Source organism: Serpentinicella alkaliphila (genome assembly GCF_018141405.1).
Classification (GTDB): Bacteria; Bacillota; Clostridia; order Peptostreptococcales; family Natronincolaceae; genus Serpentinicella; species Serpentinicella alkaliphila.
In genome coordinates this window covers 3236645-3257581 of sequence record NZ_CP058648.1, presented here as the reverse complement: position 1 = coordinate 3257581, position 20937 = coordinate 3236645, and the positions used below count along the sequence as shown (strand labels likewise).

Annotated in this window: 2 protein-coding genes, 37 tRNA genes, 9 rRNA genes and 1 other RNA gene; 48 read left to right on the top strand and 1 reads right to left on the bottom strand. The window is 48.2% G+C overall.

What is annotated here, in order from left to right; genetic code table 11:
• Positions 1 to 78 precede the first annotated feature (78 nt).
• The 46 genes from HZR23_RS16705 to HZR23_RS16480 all read left to right on the top strand — a co-directional run bounded on the left by HZR23_RS16705 (position 79) and on the right by HZR23_RS16480 (position 19084).
• Positions 79 to 1589, top strand: a 16S ribosomal RNA gene (locus HZR23_RS16705).
• A gap of 139 nt (positions 1590 to 1728) precedes the next feature.
• Positions 1729 to 1803 (top strand) — tRNA-Ala (locus HZR23_RS16700).
• A gap of 149 nt (positions 1804 to 1952) precedes the next feature.
• Positions 1953 to 4875 (top strand): 23S ribosomal RNA (locus HZR23_RS16695).
• Between the two features lie 53 nt (positions 4876 to 4928).
• Positions 4929 to 5044: ribosomal RNA gene (gene rrf, locus HZR23_RS16690) — 5S ribosomal RNA — on the top strand.
• 53 nt (positions 5045 to 5097) lie between these two features.
• Positions 5098 to 5172: transfer RNA gene (locus HZR23_RS16685), tRNA-Met, on the top strand.
• Positions 5173 to 5178: 6 nt separating this feature from the next.
• Positions 5179 to 5254, top strand: a tRNA-Arg gene (locus HZR23_RS16680).
• 39 nt (positions 5255 to 5293) lie between these two features.
• Positions 5294 to 5407 (top strand) — tRNA-Ser (locus HZR23_RS16675).
• Between the two features lie 13 nt (positions 5408 to 5420).
• A tRNA-Ile gene (locus tag HZR23_RS16670) sits at positions 5421 to 5497 on the top strand.
• 107 nt (positions 5498 to 5604) lie between these two features.
• Positions 5605 to 5682 (top strand) — tRNA-Pro (locus HZR23_RS16665).
• Between the two features lie 7 nt (positions 5683 to 5689).
• Positions 5690 to 5766 (top strand) — tRNA-Ile (locus HZR23_RS16660).
• Between the two features lie 34 nt (positions 5767 to 5800).
• Positions 5801 to 5876: transfer RNA gene (locus HZR23_RS16655), tRNA-Phe, on the top strand.
• A gap of 193 nt (positions 5877 to 6069) precedes the next feature.
• A 16S ribosomal RNA gene (locus HZR23_RS16650) occupies positions 6070 to 7584 on the top strand.
• Positions 7585 to 7727: 143 nt separating this feature from the next.
• Positions 7728 to 7803 (top strand) — tRNA-Ala (locus tag HZR23_RS16645).
• A gap of 149 nt (positions 7804 to 7952) precedes the next feature.
• Positions 7953 to 10878 (top strand): 23S ribosomal RNA (locus tag HZR23_RS16640).
• A gap of 54 nt (positions 10879 to 10932) precedes the next feature.
• A 5S ribosomal RNA gene (gene rrf, locus HZR23_RS16635) occupies positions 10933 to 11049 on the top strand.
• The 16S, 23S and 5S rRNA genes sit together here with 32 tRNA genes alongside, the layout of an rRNA operon.
• Positions 11050 to 11055: 6 nt before the next feature.
• A tRNA-Asn gene (locus HZR23_RS16630) sits at positions 11056 to 11130 on the top strand.
• 7 nt (positions 11131 to 11137) lie between these two features.
• Positions 11138 to 11226 (top strand) — tRNA-Leu (locus HZR23_RS16625).
• 73 nt (positions 11227 to 11299) lie between these two features.
• A tRNA-Met gene (locus tag HZR23_RS16620) sits at positions 11300 to 11375 on the top strand.
• A 9-nt stretch (positions 11376 to 11384) separates the two neighbouring features.
• A tRNA-Met gene (locus HZR23_RS16615) sits at positions 11385 to 11461 on the top strand.
• 7 nt (positions 11462 to 11468) lie between these two features.
• Positions 11469 to 11543: transfer RNA gene (locus HZR23_RS16610), tRNA-Glu, on the top strand.
• A gap of 5 nt (positions 11544 to 11548) precedes the next feature.
• A tRNA-Val gene (locus tag HZR23_RS16605) sits at positions 11549 to 11624 on the top strand.
• Positions 11625 to 11638: 14 nt separating this feature from the next.
• A tRNA-Asp gene (locus HZR23_RS16600) sits at positions 11639 to 11715 on the top strand.
• A gap of 30 nt (positions 11716 to 11745) precedes the next feature.
• A tRNA-Thr gene (locus HZR23_RS16595) sits at positions 11746 to 11820 on the top strand.
• Positions 11821 to 11828: 8 nt separating this feature from the next.
• Positions 11829 to 11913, top strand: a tRNA-Tyr gene (locus HZR23_RS16590).
• A gap of 16 nt (positions 11914 to 11929) precedes the next feature.
• Positions 11930 to 12012, top strand: a tRNA-Leu gene (locus tag HZR23_RS16585).
• Positions 12013 to 12017: 5 nt separating this feature from the next.
• Positions 12018 to 12092: transfer RNA gene (locus HZR23_RS16580), tRNA-Gly, on the top strand.
• Between the two features lie 36 nt (positions 12093 to 12128).
• Positions 12129 to 12204, top strand: a tRNA-His gene (locus HZR23_RS16575).
• Positions 12205 to 12216: 12 nt separating this feature from the next.
• Positions 12217 to 12292 (top strand) — tRNA-Gln (locus HZR23_RS16570).
• Positions 12293 to 12299: 7 nt separating this feature from the next.
• A tRNA-Lys gene (locus HZR23_RS16565) sits at positions 12300 to 12375 on the top strand.
• Between the two features lie 7 nt (positions 12376 to 12382).
• Positions 12383 to 12457, top strand: a tRNA-Cys gene (locus HZR23_RS16560).
• Positions 12458 to 12460: 3 nt separating this feature from the next.
• Positions 12461 to 12537, top strand: a tRNA-Arg gene (locus HZR23_RS16555).
• A gap of 280 nt (positions 12538 to 12817) precedes the next feature.
• Positions 12818 to 12893: transfer RNA gene (locus HZR23_RS16550), tRNA-Lys, on the top strand.
• 5 nt (positions 12894 to 12898) lie between these two features.
• Positions 12899 to 12987: transfer RNA gene (locus HZR23_RS16545), tRNA-Ser, on the top strand.
• A 12-nt stretch (positions 12988 to 12999) separates the two neighbouring features.
• Positions 13000 to 13076: transfer RNA gene (locus tag HZR23_RS16540), tRNA-Ile, on the top strand.
• A 25-nt stretch (positions 13077 to 13101) separates the two neighbouring features.
• Positions 13102 to 13177, top strand: a tRNA-Trp gene (locus HZR23_RS16535).
• A gap of 5 nt (positions 13178 to 13182) precedes the next feature.
• Positions 13183 to 13259, top strand: a tRNA-Pro gene (locus HZR23_RS16530).
• A 7-nt stretch (positions 13260 to 13266) separates the two neighbouring features.
• Positions 13267 to 13344: transfer RNA gene (locus HZR23_RS16525), tRNA-Ile, on the top strand.
• Between the two features lie 7 nt (positions 13345 to 13351).
• Positions 13352 to 13425, top strand: a tRNA-Phe gene (locus HZR23_RS16520).
• Positions 13426 to 13682: 257 nt separating this feature from the next.
• Positions 13683 to 15200: ribosomal RNA gene (locus HZR23_RS16515) — 16S ribosomal RNA — on the top strand.
• Positions 15201 to 15343: 143 nt separating this feature from the next.
• A tRNA-Ala gene (locus HZR23_RS16510) sits at positions 15344 to 15419 on the top strand.
• A 149-nt stretch (positions 15420 to 15568) separates the two neighbouring features.
• Positions 15569 to 18502: ribosomal RNA gene (locus HZR23_RS16505) — 23S ribosomal RNA — on the top strand.
• A gap of 54 nt (positions 18503 to 18556) precedes the next feature.
• A 5S ribosomal RNA gene (rrf, locus tag HZR23_RS16500) occupies positions 18557 to 18673 on the top strand.
• Between the two features lie 6 nt (positions 18674 to 18679).
• A tRNA-Glu gene (locus HZR23_RS16495) sits at positions 18680 to 18754 on the top strand.
• A gap of 5 nt (positions 18755 to 18759) precedes the next feature.
• A tRNA-Val gene (locus HZR23_RS16490) sits at positions 18760 to 18835 on the top strand.
• A gap of 90 nt (positions 18836 to 18925) precedes the next feature.
• Positions 18926 to 19002: transfer RNA gene (locus HZR23_RS16485), tRNA-Ile, on the top strand.
• Positions 19003 to 19008: 6 nt separating this feature from the next.
• Positions 19009 to 19084: transfer RNA gene (locus tag HZR23_RS16480), tRNA-Phe, on the top strand.
• Between the two features lie 127 nt (positions 19085 to 19211).
• Here HZR23_RS16480 and HZR23_RS16475 read toward each other — a convergent pair.
• Positions 19212 to 19898, bottom strand: a complete 687-nt coding sequence (locus HZR23_RS16475; RefSeq protein WP_132849858.1) for a TrkA C-terminal domain-containing protein — start codon at positions 19896 to 19898, stop codon at positions 19212 to 19214.
• Positions 19899 to 20087: 189 nt separating this feature from the next.
• Here HZR23_RS16475 and smpB point away from each other — a divergent pair, with 189 nt between their 5' ends.
• Positions 20088 to 20555 (top strand): SsrA-binding protein SmpB, encoded by a 468-nt coding sequence (gene smpB, locus HZR23_RS16470; protein WP_132849857.1) that lies wholly within the window; start codon positions 20088 to 20090, stop codon positions 20553 to 20555.
• Positions 20556 to 20562: 7 nt separating this feature from the next.
• Positions 20563 to 20912: a transfer-messenger RNA gene (gene ssrA, locus HZR23_RS16465) on the top strand.
• The last annotated feature ends 25 nt before the right edge of the window (positions 20913 to 20937 follow it).

Here is a 20937-nt window from a genome sequence, read left to right as displayed (position 1 = left end):
AAAAAAAGGTCTTTGAAAACTAAACAGTATAGAAAGCCAGAAGAAAAAAAGCATCAAAAAGATGCAACTCAGAAATTTTTAATTAAGAGTTTGATCCTGGCTCAGGATGAATCGTCAGGTGGCGTGCCTAACACATGCAAGTCGAGCGAGGAGGAGGAAGCTTGCTTCCAAATCCTAGCGGCGGACGGGTGAGTAACGCGTGGGCAACCTACCCTATGCAGGGGGATAACATTGGGAAACCAGTGCTAATACCGCATAAAGCCGAGAAGGGGCATCCCTAAATGGTCAAAGAACTTCGCTGTAGGATGGGCCCGCGTCTGATTAGTTAGTTGGTAAGGTAATGGCTTACCAAGACGATGATCAGTAGCCGACCTGAGAGGGTGACCGGCCACACTGGAACTGAGACACGGTCCAGACTCCTACGGGAGGCAAAGAGTGGGGAATATTGCACAATGGGGAAACCCTGATGCAAAGAACGCCGCGTGAGCGAAGAAGGCCTTCGGGTCGTAAAGCTCTGTCCTAAGGGAAGATAATGACGGTACCTTAGGAGGAAGCCCCGGCTAACTACGTGCCAGCAGCCGCGGTAATACGTAGGGGGCAAGCGTTATCCGGAATCACTGGGCGTAAAGGGTGCGTAGGCGGCCAAACAAGTCAGGGGTGAAAGGCTACGGCTCAACCGTAGTAAGCCTTGAAACTGTTTGGCTTGAGTGCAGGAGAGGAGAGTGGAATTCCTAGTGTAGCGGTGAAATGCGTAGATATTAGGAGGAACACCAGTGGCGAAGGCGACTCTCTGGACTGTAACTGACGCTGAGGCACGAAAGCGTGGGGAGCAAACAGGATTAGATACCCTGGTAGTCCACGCCGTAAACGATGAGTGCTAGGTGTTGGAGGAGACCTTCAGTGCCGGAGCTAACGCATTAAGCACTCCGCCTGGGAGTACGCTCGCAAGAGTGAAACTCAAAGGAATTGACGGGCCCGCACAAGCAAAGCGGAGCATGTGGTTTAATTCGAAGCAACGCGAAGAACCTTACCTGGACTTGACATCCTTTAGACAGAACCTACAACCTATTCTTTCGGAGACTGAAGTGACAGGTGGTGCATGGTTGTCGTCACTCGTGTCGTGAGATGTTGGGTTAAGTCCCGCAACGAGCGCAACCCTTATCTTTAGTTGCCAAAGACTTAGGGTGGGCACTCTAGAGAGACTGCCGGGGATAACTCGGAGGAAGGTGGGGATGACGTCAAATCATCATGCCCCTTATGTTCAGGGCTACACACGTGCTACAATGGCCGATACAAAGGGCAGCAAGAGAGTGATCTTAAGCAAATCCCATAAAGTCGGTCCCAGTTCGGATTGTGGGCTGAAACTCGCCCACATGAAGCTGGAGTTGCTAGTAATCGCGAATCAGAATGTCGCGGTGAATGCGTTCCCGGGTCTTGTACACACCGCCCGTCACACCATGGGAGTCGGAAGCACCCGAAGCCAGCTACTTAACCAGAAATGGAGAGAGTCAAGCGAAGGTGAAGTCGATGACTGGGGTGAAGTCGTAACAAGGTAGCCGTATCGGAAGGTGCGGCGGATCACCTCCTTTCTAAGGAGAAAAGCTTCTATACTTTTAGTTTTGAGAGACCTTCGATGAAGGTTTTTTCAAAAAGAAGTAATTTAATATGAAGCTCAAATCGCCGGTATTACAAACTACACCAAATTAAAATTTGGGTAAGTTGTAACATGGGGGCGTAGCTCAGTTGGGAGAGCACCTGCCTTGCAAGCAGGGGTCAGGAGTTCGACTCTCCTCGTCTCCACCACAAACAAATGCCATCAAGTACCAATTGACATGAAGATAAAAAGATGGTAATATAGTATTCCGGCCAAAAGGCAGGAAGAACAAGTGTTCTTTGAAAACTGCAAAGTGAGAAATAAAGTTAAGTAAAGAAATTTACAAGCATCTTTTAAAGGTCAAGCTAGTAAGGGCAAAGGGAGGATGACTTGGCACCAGGAGCCGAAGAAGGACGTGGTAAGCTGCGAAAAGCTACGGGGAGCCGCAAGCAGGCAAAGATCCGTAGATGTCCGAATGGGGAAACCCACTTGAAGTAATATTCAAGTATCTGCTAGTGAATAAATAGCTAGTAGAGGGGATACCAGGGGAACTGAAACATCTAAGTACCCTGAGGAGTAGAAAGAAAAATCGATTCCCTAAGTAGTGGCGAGCGAAAAGGGATAAGCCCAAACCGAAAGTTTACTTTCGGGGTTGAGGACATAGCAAAAAAGGAGAGGTATCGTAGTAGAAGATGACTGGAAAGTCAGGCCAAAGAGGGTAAAAGCCCCGTATACGAAACGAGAAGACTCTAAGCTATGATCCAGAGTACCACGGGACACGTGAAACCCTGTGGGAAGCAGGGGACCACCCCCAAGGCTAAATACTACCTGGTGACCGATAGCGCATAGTACCGTGAGGGAAAGGTGAAAAGAACCCCGGGAGGGGAGTGAAATAGAACCTGAAACCCTTTGCTTACAAGTCGGGGAGCACGTTAAAGTGTGACCGCGTACTTTTGTAGAACGGGCCAACGAGTTATGATATGTAGCAAGGTTAAGGACTAAAGGTCCGGAGCCGAAGCGAAAGCGAGTCTTAATAGGGCGAAAGTTGCATGTCATAGACCCGAAACCGAGCGACCTACCCATGGGCAGGATGAAGCGGAAGTAAAATTTCGTGGAGGTCCGAACCAATTGACGTTGAAAAGTCACTGGATGACCTGTGGGTAGAGGTGAAATTCCAATCGAGCTCGGAGATAGCTGGTTCTCGCCGAAATAGCTTTAGGGCTAGCCTCGATTAAATGAGTTACGGAGGTAGAGCACTGAATGACCTAGGCCTTCACCGGTTACCAAAGTCTATCAAACTCCGAATGCCGTAAACTTAAGATCGGGAGTCAGACTACGAGTGATAAGATCCGTGGTCAAGAGGGAAAGAGCCCAGACCATCACTAAGGTCCCAAAGTATACGTTAAGTGGAAAAGGATGTGGGATTGCATAGACAACCAGGATGTTGGCTTAGAAGCGACCATACATTTAAAGAGTGCGTAATAGCTCACTGGTCGAGTGATCCTGCGCCGAAAATGTCCGGGGCTCAAACGTATCACCGAAGCTATGGATGTAGAAATACATGGTAGGCGAGCGTTCTATGTGGGTAGAAGCTATACCGGAAGGAGTAGTGGACTGCATAGAAGTGAGAATGTTGGCATGAGTAGCGAGAGGCAGGTGAGAATCCTGCCCGTCGAAAGCCTAAGGTTTCCTGAGGAAGGTTCGTCCGCTCAGGGTAAGTCGGACCTAAGCCGAGGCCAAGTGGCGTAGGTGATGGACAACAGGTTGAAATTCCTGTACCACCAAGAATCGTTTGAGAGAAGGGGGACACAGGAGGATAGGTCAAGCGCACCGTTGGTTGAGTGCGTCTAAGCAGGTAGGGAGAAAAGGCAGGCAAATCCGCTTTTTCATAGATCCCGAGATGTGATGGGGAGCGAAAAATAAGTAGCGAAGTGACTGAATCCAAACTGTCGAGAAAAGCCTCTATCGAGATTTAAGGTGCCCGTACCGCAAACCGACACAGGTAGGCGAGGAGAGAATCCTAAGACGAACGGGAGAAGCATTGTTAAGGAACTCGGCAAAATGACCCCGTAACTTCGGGAGAAGGGGTGCCGGATGTGTGAAGGCTTCGCGCCGTAAGCATAACCCGGCCGCAGAGAATAGGTCCAAGCGACTGTTTAGCAAAAACATAGGTCTCTGCTAAGTCGAAAGACGACGTATAGGGCCGACGCCTGCCCGGTGCTTTGAAGGTTAAGGGGAAGTGTTAGGGTTAAGCTCGAAGCACAGAACTTAAGCCCCAGTAAACGGCGGCCGTAACTATAACGGTCCTAAGGTAGCGAAATTCCTTGTCGGGTAAGTTCCGACCCGCACGAAAGGCGTAACGATTTGGACGCTGTCTCAACAATGCACCCGGTGAAATTGTAATACCAGTGAAGATGCTGGTTACCCGCGACAGGACGGAAAGACCCCGTGGAGCTTTACTGCAACTTGACATTGGATTTTGATACTACATGTACAGAATAGGTGGGAGACTAAGATACTAGGACGCCAGTCTTGGAGGAGTCGACGTTGGGATACCACTCTTGTATTATTGAAGTTCTAACCATGAGCCATGATCTGGTTTTGGGACACTGTCAGGTGGGCAGTTTGACTGGGGCGGTCGCCTCCTAAAGAGTAACGGAGGCGCTCAAAGGTTTTCGGACGGTCGGAAATCGTGCGAAGAGTGTAAAGGCAGAAGGGAGCTTGATTGCGAGACAAACAGGTCGAGCAAGGACGAAAGTCGGACTTAGTGATCCGGTGGTGCCAACCGAGTGGAAGGGCCATCGCTCAACGGATAAAAGCTACCCCGGGGATAACAGGCTTATCTCCCCCAAGAGTCCACATCGACGGGGAGGTTTGGCACCTCGATGTCGGCTCATCACATCCTGGGGCTGAAGTAGGTCCCCAAGGGTTGGGCCGTTCGCCCATTAAAGTGGTACGCGAGCCGGGTTCAGAACGTCGTGAGACAGTTCGGTCCCTATCCGTCGCGGGCGCAGGAAATTTGAGAGGAGCCGTCCTTAGTACGAGAGGACCGGGATGGATGTACCGGCCGGTGCACCAGTTGTTCCGCCAGGAGCACAAATGGGTAGCTAAGTACGGAAGGGATAAGTCTTTGAAGGCATCTAAGCACGAAGCCCCCTCAAGATAAGATTTCCCACCCGAAAGGGGTAAGACCCCAGAGAGACTATCTGGTAGATAGGTCGGAGGTGTAAGTGCAGTAATGCATTAAGTGACCGATACTAATAGGTCGAGGGCTTGACCAAAAAGATGAAAGCTTTAAAATCTCACTTGTAGTTTTGAGAGAACACTCTCAATAAATCGTGACAATAGCGAAGGGGTCACACCTGTTCCCATACCGAACACAGAAGTTAAGCCCTTCGGCGCCGATGGTACTTGGCGGGCGCCGCCTGGGAGAGTAGGTCGTTGCGGTTTTAAATATGAATAAGTCCTCTACCTTTTGTAGGGGATTTTTTCACCAAAAATATGGCGGCATAGCTCACCGCTAGAGCGTTCGGTTCATACCCGAAAGGTCACAGGTTCGACTCCTGTTGCCGCTACCATAAAATGTGCCCATAGTTCAGTTTGGTAGAGCAACGGCCTTCTAAGCCGTGGTCCGGGGTTCGAATCCCTGTGGGCACGCCATTTATTAATAAAATAAGGTTGAATAATGATTAAATTTTAGGAGAGGTGTCCGAGCGGTTTAAGGAGGTTGTAGGTCTTGAAAACCAGTGACTTCAGAGAACTTCGGCCTTCCAAGGCCGACCGCGGGTTCGAATCCCTTCACCCTCTCCGCCAAAAAAAAAAATAAGGGCCTTTAGCTCAGTTGGTCAGAGCATCCGGCTCATAACCGGCAGGTCCGGGGTTCGAGTCCCTGAAGGCCCACCATTTTTAAAAAGAAAAAGAAGATAGATAAAGGGGTATAGTTAAACCGTTAACGTCGGTCTCCAAAACCGAATGTCGTGGGTTCGAATCCTGCCTTCCCCGCCAAATAACCGGGTGTAGCGCAGTTTGGTAGCGCACATGGTTTGGGGACCATGGGGTCGGGAGTTCGAATCTCTCCACCCGGACCAGAAATAAGGGCTCATAGCTCAGGTGGTTAGAGCGCACGCCTGATAAGCGTGAGGTCGGTGGTTCGAGTCCACTTGAGCCCACCATCCAACCAGATTTATCATGAGCCCACCATAAAATGCCCAGATAGCTCAGTCGGTAGAGCAGGAGACTGAAAATCTCCGTGTCGGTGGTTCGATTCCGCCTCTGGGCACCATTTAATAGTCAAAATATTACCAATAATTACAATGTTGACATAAAGATAAATAAAAAAGAGTTGACATAAGAAATAAAAATGATACATTAGATAAGTCGCCAAAAGCGGCAGATAAAAAAGGTCTTTGAAAACTAAACAGTATAGAAAGCCAAAGAAAGAAAAAAAGCATCAAAAAGATGCAACCCAGAAATTTTTAATTAAGAGTTTGATCCTGGCTCAGGATGAACGCGGCGGCGTGCCTAACACATGCAAGTCGAGCGAGGAGGAGGAAGCTTGCTTCCAAATCCTAGCGGCGGACGGGTGAGTAACGCGTGGGCAACCTACCCTATGCAGGGGGATAACATTGGGAAACCAGTGCTAATACCGCATAAAGCCGATTAGGGGCATCCCTAAATGGTCAAAGAACTTCGGCATAGGATGGGCCCGCGTCTGATTAGTTAGTTGGTAAGGTAATGGCTTACCAAGACGATGATCAGTAGCCGACCTGAGAGGGTGACCGGCCACACTGGAACTGAGACACGGTCCAGACTCCTACGGGAGGCAGAGTGGGGAATATTGCACAATGGGGAAACCCTGATGCGGCAACGCCGCGTGAGCGAAGAAGGCCTTCGGGTCGTAAAGCTCTGTCCTAAGGGAAGATAATGACGATGCCCACCTTAGGAGGAAGCCCCGGCTAACTACGTGCCGCCACCGCGGTAATACGTAGGGGGCAAGCGTTATCCGGAATCACTGGGCGTAAAGGGTGCGTAGGCGGCCAAACAAGTCAGGGGTGAAAGGCTACGGCTCAACCGTAGTAAGCCTTTGAAACTGTTTGGCTTGAGTGCAGGAGAGGAGAGTGGAATTCCTAGTGTAGCGGTGAAATGCGTAGATATTAGGAGGAACACCAGTGGCGAAGGCGACTCTCTGGACTGTAACTGACGCTGAGGCACGAAAGCGTGGGGAGCAAACAGGATTAGATACCCTGGTAGTCCACGCCGTAAACGATGAGTGCTAGGTGTTGGAGGGAGACCTTCAGTGCCGGAGCTAACGCATTAAGCACTCCGCCTGGGGAGTACGCTCGCAAGAGTGAAACTCAAAGGAATTGACGGGGACCCGCACAAGCGCGGAGCATGTGGTTTAATTCGAAGCAACGCGAAGAACCTTACCTGGACTTGACATCCTTTAGACAGAACCTTAACCGGTTCCTTCTCTTCGGAGACTGAAGTGACAGGTGGTGCATGGTTGTCGTCACTCGTGTCGTGAGATGTTGGGTTAAGTCCCGCAACGAGCGCAACCCTTATCTTTAGTTGCCAAAGACTTTAGGGTGGGCACTCTAGAGAGACTGCCGGGGATAACTCGGAGGAAGGTGGGGATGACGTCAAATCATCATGCCCCTTATGTTCAGGGCTACACACGTGCTACAATGGCCGATACAAAGGGCAGCAAGAGAGTGATCTTAAGCAAATCCCATAAAGTCGGTCCCAGTTCGGATTGTGGGCTGAAACTCGCCCACATGAAGCTGGAGTTGCTAGTAATCGCGAATCAGAATGTCGCGGTGAATGCGTTCCCGGGTCTTGTACACACCGCCCGTCACACCATGGGAGTCGGAAGCACCCGAAGCCAGCTACTTAACCAGAAATGGAGAGAGCTGTCGAAGGTGAAGTCGATGACTGGGGTGAAGTCGTAACAAGGTAGCCGTATCGGAAGGTGCGGCTGGATCACCTCCTTTCTAAGGAGAAAAGCTTCTATACTGTTTAGTTTTGAGAGACCTTCGATGAAGGTTTTTTCAAAAAAGAAGTAATTTAATATGAAGCTCAGCTAATGCTGAGTATTACAAACTACACCAAATTAAAATTTGGGAAGTTGTAACATGGGGGCGTAGCTCAGTTGGGAGAGCACCTGCCTTGCAAGCAGGGGGTCAGGAGTTCGACTCTCCTCGTCTCCACCACAAACAAATGCCATCAAGTACCAATTGACATGAAGATAAAAAGATGGTAATATAGTATTCCGGCCAAAAGGCAGGAAGAACAAGTGTTCTTTGAAAACTGCAAAGTGAGAAATAAAGTTAAGTAAAGAAATTTACAAGCATCTTTTAAAGGTCAAGCTAGTAAGGGCAAAGGGAGGATGACTTGGCAAGACTAAGGAGCCGAAGAAGGACGTGGTAAGTCATGAAAAAGCTACGGGGAGCCGCAAGCAGGCAAAGATCCGTAGATGTCCGAATGGGGAAACCCACTTGAAGTAATATTCAAGTATCTGCTAGTGAATAAATAGCTAGTAGAGGGGATACCAGGGGAACTGAAACATCTAAGTACCCTGAGGAGTAGAAAGAAAAATCGATTCCCTAAGTAGTGGCGAGCGAAAAGGGATAAGCCCAAACCGAAAGTTTACTTTCGGGGTTGAGGACATAGCAAAAAAGGAGAGGTATCGTAGTAGAAGATGACTGGAAAGTCAGGCCAAAGAGGGTAAAAGCCCCGTATACGAAACGAGAAGACTCTAAGCTATGATCCAGAGTACCACGGGACACGTGAAACCCTGTGGGAAGCAGGGGACCACCCCCAAGGCTAAATACTACCTGGTGACCGATAGCGCATAGTACCGTGAGGGAAAGGTGAAAAGAACCCCGGGAGGGGAGTGAAATAGAACCTGAAACCCTTTGCTTACAAGTCAGTGGGAGCACGTTAAAGTGTGACCGCGTACTTTTTGTAGAACGGGCCAACGAGTTATGATATGTAGCAAGGTTAAGGACTAAAGGTCCGGAGCCGAAGCGAAAGCGAGTCTTAATAGGGCGAAAGTTGCATGTCATAGACCCGAAACCGAGCGACCTACCCATGGGCAGGATGAAGCGGAAGTAAAATTTCGTGGAGGTCCGAACCAATTGACGTTGAAAAGTCACTGGATGACCTGTGGGTAGAGGTGAAATTCCAATCGAGCTCGGAGATAGCCGGTTCTCGCCGAAATAGCTTTAGGGCTAGCCTCGATTAAATGAGTTACGGAGGTAGAGCACTGAATGACCTAGGCCTTCACCGGTTCCAAAGTCTATCAAACTCCGAATGCCGTAAACTTAAGATCGGGAGTCAGACTACGAGTGATAAGATCCGTGGTCAAGAGGGAAAGAGCCCAGACCATCAGCTAAGGTCCCAAAGTATACGTTAAGTGGAAAAGGATGTGGGATTGCATAGACAACCAGGATGTTGGCTTAGAAGCGACCATACATTTAAAGAGTGCGTAATAGCTCACTGGTCGAGTGATCCTGCGCCGAAAATGTCCGGGGCTCAAACGTATCACCGAAGCTATGGATGTAGAAATACATGGTAGGCGAGCGTTCTATGTGGGTAGAAGCTATACCGGAAGGAGTAGTGGACTGCATAGAAGTGAGAATGTTGGCATGAGTAGCGAGAGGCAGGTGAGAATCCTGCCCGTCGAAAGCCTAAGGTTTCCTGAGGAAGGTTCGTCCGCTCAGGGTAAGTCGGGACCTAAGCCGAGGCCAAGTGGCGTAGGTGATGGACAACAGGTTGAAATTCCTGTACCACCAAGAATCGTTTGAGAGAAGGGGGGACACAGGAGGATAGGTCAAGCGCACCGTTGGTTGAGTGCGTCTAAGCAGGTAGGGAGAAAAGGCAGGCAAATCCGCTTTTTCATAGATCCCGAGATGTGATGGGGAGCGAAAAATAAGTAGCGAAGTGACTGAATCCAAACTGTCGAGAAAAGCCTCTATCGAGATTTAAGGTGCCCGTACCGCAAACCGACACAGGTAGGCGAGGAGAGAATCCTAAGACGAACGGGAGAAGCATTGTTAAGGAACTCGGCAAAATGACCCCGTAACTTCGGGAGAAGGGGTGCCGGGATGTGTGAAGGCTTCGCGCCGTAAGCATAACCCGGCCGCAGAGAATAGGTCCAAGCGACTGTTTAGCAAAAACATAGGTCTCTGCTAAGTCGAAAGACGACGTATAGGGGCTGACGCCTGCCCGGTGCTGGAAGGTTAAGGGGAAGTGTTAGGGTTAAGCTCGAAGCACAGAACTTAAGCCCCAGTAAACGGCGGCCGTAACTATAACGGTCCTAAGGTAGCGAAATTCCTTGTCGGGTAAGTTCCGACCCGCACGAAAGGCGTAACGATTTGGACGCTCGTCTCAACAATGCACCCGGTGAAATTGTAATACCAGTGAAGATGCTGGTTACCCGCGACAGGACGGAAAGACCCCGTGGAGCTTTACTGCAACTTGACATTGGATTTTGATACTACATGTACAGAATAGGTGGGAGACTAAGATACTAGGACGCCAGTCTTGGAGGAGTCGACGTTGGGATACCACTCTTGTATTATTGAAGTTCTAACCATGAGCCATGATCTGGTTTTGGGACACTGTCAGGTGGGCAGTTTGACTGGGGCGGTCGCCTCCTAAAGAGTAACGGAGGCGCTCAAAGGTTACCCCCAAGACGGTCGGAAATCGTGCGAAGAGTGTAAAGGCAGAAGGGAGCTTGATTGCGAGACAAACAGGTCGAGCAAGGACGAAAGTCGGACTTAGTGATCCGGTGACGAGTGGAAGGGCCATCGCTCAACGGATAAAAGCTACCCCGGGGATAACAGGCTTATCTCCCCCAAGAGTCCACATCGACGGGGAGGTTTGGCACCTCGATGTCGGCTCATCACATCCTGGGGTCAAAGTAGGTCCCCAGGGTTGGGTCGTTCGCCCATTAAAGTGGTACGCGAGTGGGTTCAGAACGTCGTGAGACAGTTCGGTCCCTATCCGTCGCGGGCGCAGGAAATTTGAGAGGAGCCGTCCTTAGTACGAGAGGACCGGGATGGACGTACCGGTGCACCAGTTGTTCCGCCAGGAGCACACTGGGTAGCTAAGTACGGAAGGGATAAGTCTTTGAAGGCATCTAAGCACGAAGCCCCCTCAAGATAAGATTTCCCACCCGAAAGGGGTAAGACCCCAGAGAGACTATCTGGTAGATAGGTCGGAGGTGTAAGTGCAGTAATGCATTAAGCTGACCGATACTAATAGGTCGAGGGCTTGACCAAAAAAGATGAAAGCTTTAAAATCTCACTTGTAGTTTTGAGAGAACACTCTCAATAAATCGTGACAATAGCGAAGGGGTCACACCTGTTCCCATACCGAACACAGAAGTTAAGCCCTTCAGCGCCGATGGTACTTGGCGGGCAGCCGCCTGGGAGAGTAGGTCGTTGCGGTTTAGATGTTCCAAAGTAGCTCAATGGTGGAGCAACCGGCTGTTAACCGGTAGGTTGGAGGTTCGAGCCCTCTCTTTGGAGCCATTTATATGCCGAGGTGGCGGAACTGGCAGACGCACAGGACTTAAAATCCTGCGGTCCTTCAAGATCGTACCGGTTCGATTCCGGTCCTCGGCACCAGTTTTAAATATGAAACTCAGCTATGCTGAGTATTACACTCACACTAAATCGGAGATTTAGGTGATTGCAATATCGCGGGGTGGAGCAGTTGGCAGCTCGTCGGGCTCATAACCCGAAGGTCGTAGGTTCAAGTCCTGCCCCCGCAACCAAATATATATGGCGGCATAGCTCAGCTGGCTAGAGCGTTCGGTTCATACCCGAAAGGTCACAGGTTCGACTCCTGTTGCCGCTACCAAATGTAGGGCCCCTTGGTCAAGCGGTCAAGACACCGCCCTTTCACGGCGGTAACAGGGGTTCGATTCCCCTAGGGGTCACCAAATATGGGCGCATAGCTCAGCTGGGAGAGCACCTGCCTTACAAGCAGGGGGTCACAGGTTCAAGTCCTGTTGCGCCCACCATATTTTAAACAAGTGGTCCGGTAGTTCAGTTGGTTAGAATGCCAGCCTGTCACGCTGGAGGTCGAGGGTTCGAGCCCCTTCCGGATCGCCATTTTAAAACTAAATTAGTAAATATATTAATGCTGGCATGGCTCAACGGTAGAGCAGCTGACTTGTAATCAGCAGGTTGTAGGTTCGATTCCTATTGCCAGCTCCATAAAAAATGGAGGGATTCCCGAGTGGCCAAAGGGGGCAGACTGTAAATCTGTTATCGACGATTTCGAAGGTTCGAATCCTTCTCCCTCCACCATTTTAATTATATATATGCGGGTGTGGCGGAATTGGCAGACGCACTAGACTTAGGATCTAGCGGGCGACCGTGGGGGTTCAAGTCCCTCCACCCGCACCAATTAAGCGGAAGTGGCTCAGTGGTAGAGCATCGCCTTGCCAAGGCGAGGGTCGCGGGTTCGAGTCCCGTCTTCCGCTCCATTTCTTTGTCTTTTTTAAATAGACTAAATAGACATGGTGGATGTAGTCAAGCGGTTAAGACACAGGATTGTGGCTCCTGCATGCGTGGGTTCGAATCCCATCATCCACCCCAAGATAAAAACATTGGGATATAGCCAAGTCGGTAAGGCAACGGACTTTGACTCCGTCATTCCCAGGTTCGAGTCCTGGTATCCCAGCCATAGAGATGATCCATTAGCTCAGTCGGTAGAGCACCTGACTTTTAATCAGGGTGTCCCGCGTTCGAGTCGCGGATGGATCACCATTTTTAAGGCGGCATAGCCAAGTGGTAAGGCAGAGGTCTGCAAAACCTTTATTCCCCAGTTCAAATCTGGGTGCCGCCTCCATATGCGCCCATAGCTCAATCGGATAGAGCGTCTGACTACGGATCAGAAGGCTAGGGGTTCGACTCCTCTTGGGCGCGCCAAAATAATAGGATTAACTAGGAGCATATGTTTCTAGTTTTTTTACGCCATAGGCTAGTGTTTTTTATTAACTATTATGGTAGTTAATTATATATGAAATTATGTAATGCTAGGAGATAGGAAGCTTATGTTATTGGTACAAATTACAAATTTTTTTATATATAAATAGTGTTGATTTTGAAGCTAAAAGATGATAAGATATAATTCGGTCGTTTTTATAGACTAAGAAGGGTGTAGTTCAATGGTTCCCTTCACCCGATTCCCTTCACCCGCTCCAAATATGATCCATTAGCTCAGTCGGTAGAGCACCTGACTTTTAATCAGGGTGTCCCGCGTTCGAGTCGCGGATGGATCACCATTTTAGGAGAGGTGTCCGAGCGGTTTAAGGAGCTGGTCTTGAAAACCAGTGACTCCGAAAGGGGCCGTGGGTTCGAATCCCACCCTCTCCGCCAAAACAAAAATAAGGGCCTTTAGCTCAGTTGGTCAGAGCATCCGGCTCATAACCGGCAGGTCCGGGGTTCGAGTCCCTGAAGGCCCACCATAAAAAAGAAAAAGAAGATAGATAAAGGGGTATAGTTCAGCTGGTAGAACGTCGGTCTCCAAAACCGAATGTCGTGGGTTCGAATCCTGCTACCCCTGCCAAATAACCGGGTGTAGCGCAGTTTGGTAGCGCACATGGTTTGGGACCATGGGGTCGGGAGTTCGAATCTCTCCACCCGGACCAGAAATAAGGGCTCATAGCTCAGGTGGTTAGAGCGCACGCCTGATAAGCGTGAGGTCGGTGGTTCGAGTCCACTGAAGGCCCACCATAAAATGCCCAGATAGCTCAGTCGGTAGAGCAGGAGACTGAAAATCTCCGTGTCGGTGGTTCGATTCCGCCTCTGGGACCATTTAATAGTCAAAAGCATTACCAATAATTACAATGTTGACATAAAAAGAAATAGATGTTAATATATAATTCCGAAAGAGGGCAGGTGGTAAGATGAAGCTTAAAAAAGATTAATAAAAAAAAGTTGACAGAAGAAATCAAAAATGATACATTAGATAAGTCGCCAAAAGCGGCAGATAAAAAAAGGTCTTTGAAAACTAAACAGTATAGAAAGCCAAAGAAGAAAAAAAGCATCAAAAAGATGCAACCCAGAAATTTTTAATTAAGAGTTTGATCCTGGCTCAGGATGAACGCGGCGGCGTGCCTAACACATGCAAGTCGAGCGAGGAGGAGGAAGCTTGCTTCCAAATCCTAGCGGCGGACGGGTGAGTAACGCGTGGGCAACCTACCCTATGCAGGGGGATAACATTGGGAAACCAGTGCTAATACCGCATAAAGCCGATTAGGGGCATCCCTAAATGGTCAAAGAACTTCGGCATAGGATGGGCCCGCGTCTGATTAGTTAGTTGGTAAGGTAATGGCTTACCAAGACGATGATCAGTAGCCGACCTGAGAGGGTGACCGGCCACACTGGAACTGAGACACGGTCCAGACTCCTACGGGAGGCAAAGAGTGGGGAATATTGCACAATGGGGAAACCCTGATGCGGCAACGCCGCGTGAGCGAAGAAGGCCTTCGGGTCGTAAAGCTCTGTCCTAAGGGAAGATAATGACGATGCCTTAGGAGGAAGCCCCGGCTAACTACGTGCCGCCACCGCGGTAATACGTAGGGGGCAAGCGTTATCCGGAATCACTGGGCGTAAAGGGTGCGTAGGCGGCCAAACAAGTCAGGGGTGAAAGGCTACGGCTCAACCGTAGTAAGCCTTTGAAACTGTTTGGCTTGAGTGCAGGAGAGGAGAGTGGAATTCCTAGTGTAGCGGTGAAATGCGTAGATATTAGGAGGAACACCAGTGGCGAAGGCGACTCTCTGGACTGTAACTGACGCCGAGGCACGAAAGCGTGGGGAGCAAACAGGATTAGATACCCTGGTAGTCCACGCCGTAAACGATGAGTGCTAGGTGTTGGAGGGAGACCTTCAGTGCCGGAGCTAACGCATTAAGCACTCCGCCTGGGGAGTACGCTCGCAAGAGTGAAACTCAAAGGAATTGACGGGGACCCGCACAAGCGGCGGAGCATGTGGTTTAATTCGAAGCAACGCGAAGAACCTTACCTGGACTTGACATCCTTTAGACAGAACCTTAACCGGTTATTTCTCTTCGGAGACTGAAGTGACAGGTGGTGCATGGTTGTCGTCGGCTCGTGTCGTGAGATGTTGGGTTAAGTCCCGCAACGAGCGCAACCCTTATCTTTAGTTGCCAAAGACTTAGGGTGGGCACTCTAGAGAGACTGCCGGGGATAACTCGGAGGAAGGTGGGGATGACGTCAAATCATCATGCCCCTTATGTTCAGGGCTACACACGTGCTACAATGGCCGATACAAAGGGCGGCAAGAAGAGAGTGATCTTAAGCAAATCCCATAAAGTCGGTCCCAGTTCGGATTGTGGGTCAAACTCGCCCACATGAAGCTGGAGTTGCTAGTAATCGCGAATCAGAATGTCGCGGTGAATGCGTTCCCGGGTCTTGTACACACCGCCCGTCACACCATGGGAGTCGGAAGCACCCGAAGCCGCCTACTTAACCAGAAATGGAGAGAGTCAAGTCGAAGGTGAAGTCGATGACTGGGGTGAAGTCGTAACAAGGTAGCCGTATCGGAAGGTGCGGCTGGATCACCTCCTTTCTAAGGAGAAAAGCTTCTATACTGTTTAGTTTTGAGAGACCTTCGATGAAGGTTTTTTCAAAAAAGAAGTAATTTAATATGAAGCTCAGCTAATGCTGAGTATTACAAACTACACCAAATTAAAATTTGGGAAGTTGTAACATGGGGGCGTAGCTCAGTTGGGAGAGCACCTGCCTTGCAAGCAGGGGGTCAGGAGTTCGACTCTCCTCGTCTCCACCACAAACAAATGCCATCAAGTACCAATTGACATGAAGATAAAAAGATGGTAATATAGTATTCCGGCCAAAAGGCAGGAAGAACAAGTGTTCTTTGAAAACTGCAAAGTGAGAAATAAAGTTAAGTAAAGAAATTTACAAGCATCTTTTAAAGGTCAAGCTAGTAAGGGCAAAGGGAGGATGACTTGGCACCAGGAGCCGAAGAAGGACGTGGTAAGCTGCGAAAAGCTACGGGGAGCCGCAAGCAGGCAAAGATCCGTAGATGTCCGAATGGGGAAACCCACTTGAAGTAATATTCAAGTATCTGCTAGTGAATAAATAGCTAGTAGAGGGGATACCAGGGGAACTGAAACATCTAAGTACCCTGAGGAGTAGAAAGAAAAATCGATTCCCTAAGTAGTGGCGAGCGAAAAGGGATAAGCCCAAACCGAAAGTTTACTTTCGGGGTTGAGGACATAGCAAAAAAAAAAGGAGAGGTATCGTAGTAGAAGATGACTGGAAAGTCAGGCCAAAGAGGGTAAAAGCCCCGTATACGAAACGAGAAGACTCTAAGCTATGATCCAGAGTACCACGGGACACGTGAAACCCTGTGGGAAGCAGGGGGGACCACCCCCCAAGGCTAAATACTACCTGGTGACCGATAGCGCATAGTACCGTGAGGGAAAGGTGAAAAGAACCCCGGGAGGGGAGTGAAATAGAACCTGAAACCCTTTGCTTACAAGCTGTGGGAGCACGTTAAAGTGTGACCGCGTACTTTTTGTAGAACGGGCCAACGAGTTATGATATGTAGCAAGGTTAAGGACTAAAGGTCCGGAGCCGAAGCGAAAGCGAGTCTTAATAGGGCGAAAGTTGCATGTCATAGACCCGAAACCGAGCGACCTACCCATGGGCAGGATGAAGCGGAAGTAAAATTTCGTGGAGGTCCGAACCAATTGACGTTGAAAAGTCACTGGATGACCTGTGGGTAGAGGTGAAATTCCAATCGAGCTCGGAGATAGCTGGTTCTCGCCGAAATAGCTTTAGGGCTAGCCTCGATTAAATGAGTTACGGAGGTAGAGCACTGAATGACCTAGGGGCCTTCACCGGTTACCAAAGTCTATCAAACTCCGAATGCCGTAAACTTAAGATCGGGAGTCAGACTACGAGTGATAAGATCCGTGGTCAAGAGGGAAAGAGCCCAGACCATCAGCTAAGGTCCCAAAGTATACGTTAAGTGGAAAAGGATGTGGGATTGCATAGACAACCAGGATGTTGGCTTAGAAGCAGCCATACATTTAAAGAGTGCGTAATAGCTCACTGGTCGAGTGATCCTGCGCCGAAAATGTCCGGGGCTCAAACGTATCACCGAAGCTATGGATGTAGAAATACATGGTAGGCGAGCGTTCTATGTGGGTAGAAGCTATACCGGAAGGAGTAGTGGACTGCATAGAAGTGAGAATGTTGGCATGAGTAGCGAGAGGCAGTGAGAATCCTGCCCGTCGAAAGCCTAAGGTTTCCTGAGGAAGGTTCGTCCGCTCAGGGTAAGTCGGACCTAAGCCGAGGCCAAGTGGCGTAGGTGATGGACAACAGGTTGAAATTCCTGTACCACCAAGAATCGTTTGAGAGAAGGGGGGACACAGGAGGATAGGTCAAGCGCACCGTTGGTTGAGTGCGTCTAAGCAGGTAGGGAGAAAAGGCAGGCAAATCCGCTTTTTCATAGATCCCGAGATGTGATGGGGAGCGAAAAATAAGTAGCGAAGTGACTGAATCCAAACTGTCGAGAAAAGCCTCTATCGAGATTTAAGGTGCCCGTACCGCAAACCGACACAGGTAGGCGAGGAGAGAATCCTAAGACGAACGGGAGAAGCATTGTTAAGGAACTCGGCAAAATGACCCCGTAACTTCGGGAGAAGGGTCTTAAGGATGTGTGAAGGCTTCGCGCCGTAAGCATAACCCGGCCGCAGAGAATAGGTCCAAGCGACTGTTTAGCAAAAACATAGGTCTCTGCTAAGTCGAAAGACGACGTATAGGGGTTGACGCCTGCCCGGTGCTGGAAGGTTAAGGGGAAGTGTTAGGGTTAAGCTCGAAGCACAGAACTTAAGCCCCAGTAAACGGCGGCCGTAACTATAACGGTCCTAAGGTAGCGAAATTCCTTGTCGGGTAAGTTCCGACCCGCACGAAAGGCGTAACGATTTGGACGCTTTGTCTCAACAATGCACCCGGTGAAATTGTAATACCAGTGAAGATGCTTTGGTTACCCGCGACAGGACGGAAAGACCCCGTGGAGCTTTACTGCAACTTGACATTGGATTTTGATACTACATGTACAGAATAGGTGGGAGACTAAGATACTAGGACGCCAGTCTTGGAGGAGTCGACGTTGGGATACCACTCTTGTATTATTGAAGTTCTAACCATGAGCCATGATCTGGTTTTGGGACACTGTCAGGTGGGCAGTTTGACTGGGGCGGTCGCCTCCTAAAGAGTAACGGAGGCGCTCAAAGGTTTTCGGACGGTCGGAAATCGTGCGAAGAGTGTAAAGGCAGAAGGGAGCTTGATTGCGAGACAAACAGGTCGAGCAAGGACGAAAGTCGGACTTAGTGATCCGGTGATGCGAGTGGAAGGGCCATCGCTCAACGGATAAAAGCTACCCCGGGGATAACAGGCTTATCTCCCCCAAGAGTCCACATCGACGGGGAGGTTTGGCACCTCGATGTCGGCTCATCACATCCTGGGGCTGAAGTAGGTCCCAAGGGTTGGGCTGTTCGCCCATTAAAGTGGTACGCGAGCTGGGTTCAGAACGTCGTGAGACAGTTCGGTCCCTATCCGTCGCGGGCGCAGGAAATTTGAGAGGAGCTGTCCTTAGTACGAGAGGACCGGGATGGACGTACCGCTGGTGCACCAGTTGTTCCGCCAGGAGCACAGCTGGGTAGCTAAGTACGGAAGGGATAAGTGCTGAAGGCATCTAAGCACGAAGCCCCCCTCAAGATAAGATTTCCCACCCGAAAGGGGTAAGACCCCAGAGAGACTATCTGGTAGATAGGTCGGAGGTGTAAGTGCAGTAATGCATTAAGCTGACCGATACTAATAGGTCGAGGGCTTGACCAAAAAAGATGAAAGCTTTAAAATCTCACTTGTAGTTTTGAGAGAACACTCTCAATAAATCGTGACAATAGCGAAGGGGTCACACCTGTTCCCATACCGAACACAGAAGTTAAGCCCTTCAGCGCCGATGGTACTTGGCGGGCAGCCGCCTGGGAGAGTAGGTCGTTGCGGTTTAGATATGGCCCCTTGGTCAAGCGGTCAAGACACCGCCCTTTCACGGCGGTAACAGGGGTTCGATTCCCCTAGGGGTCACCAAATATGGGCGCATAGCTCAGCTGGGAGAGCACCTGCCTTACAAGCAGGGGGTCACAGGTTCAAGTCCTGTTGCGCCCACCATATTTAAACTAGGATAATCTCCTAGTATATATTTTTCCAACCATATATTTCGAAGCCATTTCGTTCGAAATCAGGGTTGTTAATATATAAGGGCTCATAGCTCAGGTGGTTAGAGCGCACGCCTGATAAGCGTGAGGTCGGTGGTTCGAGTCCACTTGAGCCCACCATTAAATGCCCAGATAGCTCAGTCGGTAGAGCAGGAGACTGAAAATCTCCGTGTCGGTGGTTCGATTCCGCCTCTGGGCACCAATTTTCTTAATTCAAGTCGGTATAATTCTTAATAGAGAGTTATATCGACTTTTTTAGTTAAAAAACTAAACATGGTAATATCTTTGAAATTAAAAGCTAAAATATGTGTTAAATTATACCTTATAATCTAATCACGATTTATGAATGTTTGTTTGATTATAAACTCATTTATTCTATCTATTTGTCCGTAGACTAAAACCTTATCTCCAACCATAAAAGAAAAATCATTTTTGGGGAAGTGAATTATGTGCGAGCCTCTATCTATATTTAAGACTTGAATGTAATTATCCTTTAACTGCGCTTGCTGTAAGGTTACTCCAACAAGCATGCTATTTTCTCCAATTACAAAGTCTAAAACTCCATATTCGTCATTAAGCTTGAGTACTTCTTCCACTGTTTTATATTTAGAGTATACTTTCATTCTCCTTCTTAATTTAATCTCTAAGAAACGTTCAAATTTTGTAACTATATATTTATTTCTAATAAGAAGATTGGAAAAGAGAAGAAATACAGAAGAATAGATTGCAAAGTATATAAATGTTTGTTGAGTCTGAAAGGCGTTAACAATTATACTTATTAAAACCGCAGCTCCTACGTAACTTATTAACATTAGTCCCATAGCTATTCTCCGTCTTGTTGGATGTTGAGTAATCAGCTCTGATTCACGGGTAGTGAAGCCCGTATGTGTTATGATGGAAATTACTTGAAATCTTGCCTTATCAATATCTAGTCCGGTTACCTTTAGAGCTATTGATAAAACTTCAACTATAAGTGCAAGAATTATTAATATTATAAATCCATATGTTATAGGCATAATTGGTCCCCCCTATATCTTTTATATTAGTGTATCATTGTTAATATAAAATATATACCTTATAATATTATTATAGAGATTTGGTAATAATTATAAAAGGGTAATCCATTGTAATTCTATAATAATTATGATATAATTGTATCTCAGCACTAATATAATTATAGTTTATATGTAAAAGGGTGAATTAATATGGCAGGCGCAGATAAAAAAGTTCTAGCCACAAACAAAAAAGCTCATTTTGAATATTTTATTGAAGATTCTTATGAAGCTGGTATTGAGCTAAAAGGAACTGAAGTAAAATCAATAAGACAAGGTAAGCTTAATTTAAAGGAAGGCCATGCCCGTGTTGAAAACGGAGAGGTATTCCTGTATAATGTAAATATAAGCCCTTATGAACAAGGAAACATTTTTAATGTAGATCCTCTAAGAGTTAGAAAATTACTTTTGCATAAAGCAGAAATAAGAAAACTTATTGGGTATATACAGCAAAAGGGTTATACTTTAATTCCCGTTAGTGCATATTTAAAGAATGGGAGAGTTAAAATACAACTAGGTGTTGCAAAGGGTAAGCAATTACATGATAAACGTGATGACATTGCTAAAAAGGATGCTAATAGAAGAATCCAAAAAGAATTAAGAGAAAGACAAAGACAATAATATTCCCGGGGGCGTACAGGTTTCGACGGGGGTTTGGAGTCATTAGTAGCGAGTCGTGTTTTGCTTGGTGACACGTAAAAGAATTGGGCAAAAAATTAAACGCAAACGATAATTTCGTTTTAGCAGCTTAATAGCTGCTCGTCTCTACTAGGTCTCCCGCAGCTTAGATAGAGGCGCCATCACAGCGGGGAACGTCTTAAGGTGTGCTTCGACCTTAAGTTGTATAATTGGAGCTGGTTGAACCTGAAACTTGTTACTGGGTGTCAGGTAAGACGAGATTTAAATCAGTAACTGCACTCGGAGAAGCTAATGGTAAAGGGCTTTCGGACAGGGGTTCGATTCCCCTCGCCTCCACCAAATAATGTTTAGTAAGTCATCTATT

Bases quoted from the DNA above. Each gene is read 5' to 3' on its own strand.
- HZR23_RS16475 (WP_132849858.1), bottom strand. From the start codon at position 19,898: ATGCCTATAACATATGGATTTATAATATTAATAATTCTTGCACTTATA.
- smpB (WP_132849857.1), top strand. From the start codon at position 20,088: ATGGCAGGCGCAGATAAAAAAGTTCTAGCCACAAACAAAAAAGCTCAT.